Source organism: Cognatilysobacter lacus (assembly GCF_008274655.1).
GTDB classification, from domain to species: domain Bacteria; phylum Pseudomonadota; class Gammaproteobacteria; order Xanthomonadales; family Xanthomonadaceae; genus Cognatilysobacter; species Cognatilysobacter lacus.
Genome location: NZ_VTRV01000197.1, coordinates 1 through 3,709 on the forward strand (window position 1 = coordinate 1; position 3,709 = coordinate 3,709).

The following is a 3,709-nucleotide window of genomic DNA, read 5'->3' on the forward strand; positions in this document are numbered from 1 at the left end:
GCGCGGCCTCGCGATGAGCGAGGTTCTCGACGGGCTGCGTGCGGGCGACCGCGTCATTGCCGCGGGCGCGCTCGAGCCCGCGACGATGCCGAAGGACGGCGCGCGCGTGCGCGTCGAGGGTCAACCGTTGCCCGAGGCAAGCCGCGCGACGCGCCGCGAGCTGCCCGTCAAGTTCGATTGAGCATGTGGATCGAGACCACCATCGCGATGCGCTTCCTGCGACAGGGCCGCGGTCAAACGCTGCTGATACTGTTCGGAATCGCCGTGGGCGTCGCCGTCATCGTGTTCGTGACGGCGCTGATCTGGGGGCTGCAGGACAACATCGTCGCGCGGACGCTCGGTACGCAAGCGCATGTGCGGGTGCTGGCACCACGCCAGGCCAACCTGGTCGCGCGCGCGCCGCAAGGCACGCTGCAACTCCTGCTGGAGGATCGACGCGCCCAGGCGTTGCGGACTATCGATAACTGGCCGCAGGTGCGGGACGTGCTCGATCGGTTGCCGGGCGTCGCGGCGGTGTCGCCGGTCGTGTCGGGCCCCGCATTAGGCCGCCGCGGCGATGCCGTCGAATCCGTAGCGCTGATCGGCGTCGACCTGCCGCGCTACCTGCGCGTGATCCACCTCGACCAAAGCATGGTCGAGGGCCGGCTCGACGTCGGATCCGGCAACGCGGTGGTGGGCCGGCAGCTCGCCGATGACCTCGGGGTGCGCACCGGGGGCAAGCTGCGGCTCGATGCCGGCCGCGGGCGCGAGGCCGTCGTCAACGTTGCCGGTATCTTCGAACTCGGCGTGCGCGAGCTCGACGCGCGCTACGTGTATCTCGACCTGAAACAGGCGCAGTCGCTGCTTGCACTGCCGGGCGGCGTCACCGTGATCGACGTGACGGTCGATGACCTCTTCCACGCCGACCGCATCGCGGCACGCATCCACGGGCTGACCGGCCTGCGCGCGGAAAGCTGGATGGAAACCAATTCGCAGCTGGTGAACGCGCTGAGTTCGCAAAGCATGTCGACCCGCATGATCAGTTTCTTCGTCGCGATGTCGGTCGCGCTCGGCATCGCCAGCGTGCTGGCCGTGAGCGTGACGCAACGAACGCGCGAGATCGGCATCCTGCGCGCGATGGGCACGCGACGGCGCCAGATGCTGCAGGTGTTCCTCGTGCAGGGCGCGGTGCTGGGCATGGTGGGCTCGGCGTTCGGCGCGCTCGCCGGGTGGGGACTGGTCGGCGCGTTCAACACGTTCGGCCCGCGGCTGTTCTACATCCCGATGCCGGCGGCACTCGCGCCCGCCGCCATGGCGCTGGCAACCGTCGCAGGCGTGGTGGCGGCATCCGTGCCGGCGTCGCGCGCGTCGAAGCTCGACCCCGTCGAGGCCATCCGCCATGCCTGAGCCCAGCGAGGTGCTGCGGCTTGCCGGGCTGCGCAAGTCGTACAACGTGGGGCGGCCGAACGAAGTGGAAGTGCTGCACGGGCTCGACCTGCGCCTGGACCGCGCCGATTTCGCCGCGCTGGTCGGACCGTCCGGTTCGGGCAAGAGCACCCTGCTCAACCTCATCGGGCTGCTCGACTCGCCCGACGATGGCGAGCTCTTCCTGCTCGGCGATGCCACGCGGAACATGGACGACGAGGCGCGCACGGCGCTTCGCGGGCATCACATCGGTTTCGTCTTCCAGTTCCACCACCTGATCGGCGCGTTCACGGCGCTCGAGAACGTGCTGATGCCGCGGATGGTGGCCTCCGGGCGGCCGGACAGCGAAACCGTGGACTTCGCGCGCGGGCTGCTCGCCGACGTGGGCCTGGGCGAATTCGCGGACCGCTTGCCCGACCAGCTTTCGGGCGGGCAGCAGCAGCGCGTCGCCATCGCCCGAGCGCTCGTGACGCGCCCCGCACTGCTGCTCGCCGATGAACCGACGGGCAATCTCGATACGAAGACCGCGGCCGAAGTTTTCCAGCTGCTGCGCCGCTTCAACTCGCAGTACGGTTGCGCCGTGCTGGTCGTGACGCATGACTCGCGGCTGTCCGAAACGTGCGATCGCACGATCACGCTAGTGGATGGCAGCATCGTGGGCGATGAACGCCGCGCGCGCGATTGATTCGCACGGCTCGGCGCGCGGTCGGGACTCTGCGTGGCGGCCCGCCTCGGCGACGAACCTCGGCGAATTGCGGCGGTCGGCGAAGACTCGACGCGACTCGACCGCCGCGCCGGCGTCCGCCAACGCGCTTGAATCTGGTGCCCGGGGCGGGACTCGAACCCGCACGACATGGTCGGGGGATTTTAAGTCCCCTGCGTCTACCGGTTTCGCCACCCGGGCACGGCGACAGCTTACGGCGACAACGCAAACTCCGGAAAACAAAAACCCCGCATCGCTGCGGGGTCTTCGAAATGGAGGCCGAGGTCGGAATTGAACCGGCGTACGCGGATTTGCAGTCCGCTGCATAACCACTCTGCCACCCGGCCGGGAGGCGTCAGGCGCACCGAGAATGCGTGCCCCTGAAAAGACGAGACCCCGCGAGCGGGGTCTGGTCGGTCGGTTCCGATGCTTTGGCCCCGATGAAACTGGAGCGGGAAAAGGGACTCGAACCCTCGACCCCGACCTTGGCAAGGTCGTGCTCTACCAACTGAGCTATTCCCGCGGAACAGGCTGCGCATTCTACGTGTGCAGCCGGCGCTGTCAACACCTGAAGCGCTGTATGAACGCGCTCAGCCGATGTCGGTGCGCGCGTCGCGCGCGAGCACCGGCCATGCCGCGCGCAGGTAGGCCCACCCTGACCAGAGCGTCAGAAGCGCGGCCGCGGCGAGCATCCACTCACCGATGGAGAAGATCGGCAGCCCCAGCCACCGGTCCTGGTAGAGCAGGCACGTCAACGCCACCATCTGCACGATCGTCTTGAACTTGCCGATGCTCGCCACCTTCACGCGGGCCTGCTCCCCCAGCTCGGCCATCCACTCGCGGAGTGCTGAAACGGCGATCTCGCGGCCGATGATCACGGCGGCCCACAGCGCCATCCATCGCGTCGGGTGCACCTGAACGATGAGCAGCAGCGCGACCGCAACCATGAGTTTGTCGGCGACGGGGTCGAGGAATGCGCCGAACGCCGAGTACTGGTTGTATCGACGCGCGATCCAGCCGTCGAGCCAGTCGGTGATCGACGCGAAGGCGAAAACCGCGGCCGACGCGAACGGCGTCCACTTGTACGGCAGGTAGAAGACCACCACCAGCACGGGGATCATCACGATCCGCAGCAGCGTGAGGATGGTCGGAACGGTGATGCGCATGCCCTACTCCGCGCCCCCGGAGGGCGCCAGCCCGTGAAGGGTGTCATAGATCCGCTGTGCCAGCGCCGCATTCACGCCTTCGACGCGCGCAATTTCCTCGACGCCGGCGCCCTTGAGCCCGCCCAATCCACCGAAGTGCTTCAGCAGCGAGGCGCGACGCCGCGGCCCGATGCCGGCGATGTCCTCGAGGCGACTGGTCGCGCGCACCTTCTGGCGCTTGCCGCGATGCCCGGTGATCGCGAAACGGTGCGCTTCGTCACGCACCTGCTGCACGAGCTGGAGCGCCGGCGATTGCGCCCCGGGATGAACGCACCGACCGTCCGGCAACAGAAGGTCCTCGTCGCCGGGCCGGCGCTCCGGACCCTTGGCGACGCCGACGAGCTGCACGCCCTCGACGCCCAGCTCGTCCAGGACCGCCCTCGCCTGCGCGACCTGG

The 3,709-nt window shown here is 68.6% G+C and carries 5 protein-coding genes and 3 tRNA genes; 3 read left to right on the plus strand and 5 right to left on the minus strand.

All coding sequences use genetic code 11. The annotated features are described in order from the left end of the window. The 3 genes from FW784_RS14470 to FW784_RS12940 all read left to right on the plus strand — a co-directional run. A partial coding sequence (locus tag FW784_RS14470) for a hypothetical protein (protein WP_205123627.1) occupies nucleotides 1-181 on the plus strand: 181 nt, incomplete at its 5' end. A 2-nt stretch (nucleotides 182-183) separates the two neighbouring features. After that, complete coding sequence (locus FW784_RS12935; RefSeq protein WP_149353747.1) at nucleotides 184-1,386, plus strand: ABC transporter permease; 1,203 nt, start codon at nucleotides 184-186, stop codon at nucleotides 1,384-1,386. Then, nucleotides 1,379-2,089: an ABC transporter ATP-binding protein gene (locus FW784_RS12940; protein ID WP_149353748.1), complete on the plus strand. Its 711-nt coding sequence runs from the start codon at nucleotides 1,379-1,381 to the stop codon at nucleotides 2,087-2,089. Before FW784_RS12935 ends, FW784_RS12940 begins: the two co-directional genes overlap by 8 nt. Before the next feature lie 135 nt (nucleotides 2,090-2,224). Here FW784_RS12940 and FW784_RS12945 read toward each other — a convergent pair. The 5 genes from FW784_RS12945 to FW784_RS12965 all read right to left on the minus strand — a co-directional run. Further along, a tRNA-Leu gene (locus FW784_RS12945) sits at nucleotides 2,225-2,308 on the minus strand. 72 nt (nucleotides 2,309-2,380) lie between these two features. Further along, nucleotides 2,381-2,454: transfer RNA gene (locus FW784_RS12950), tRNA-Cys, on the minus strand. A 100-nt stretch (nucleotides 2,455-2,554) separates the two neighbouring features. Continuing rightward, nucleotides 2,555-2,630, minus strand: a tRNA-Gly gene (locus FW784_RS12955). Nucleotides 2,631-2,697: 67 nt separating this feature from the next. Beyond that, a complete protein-coding gene (gene pgsA / locus FW784_RS12960; RefSeq protein ID WP_149353749.1) occupies nucleotides 2,698-3,273 on the minus strand; it encodes a CDP-diacylglycerol--glycerol-3-phosphate 3-phosphatidyltransferase in 576 nt (191 codons plus the stop codon). 3 nt (nucleotides 3,274-3,276) lie between these two features. Beyond that, on the minus strand, nucleotides 3,277-3,709 hold a 433-nt coding region (locus FW784_RS12965), incomplete at its 5' end, for a helix-hairpin-helix domain-containing protein (protein ID WP_235893680.1).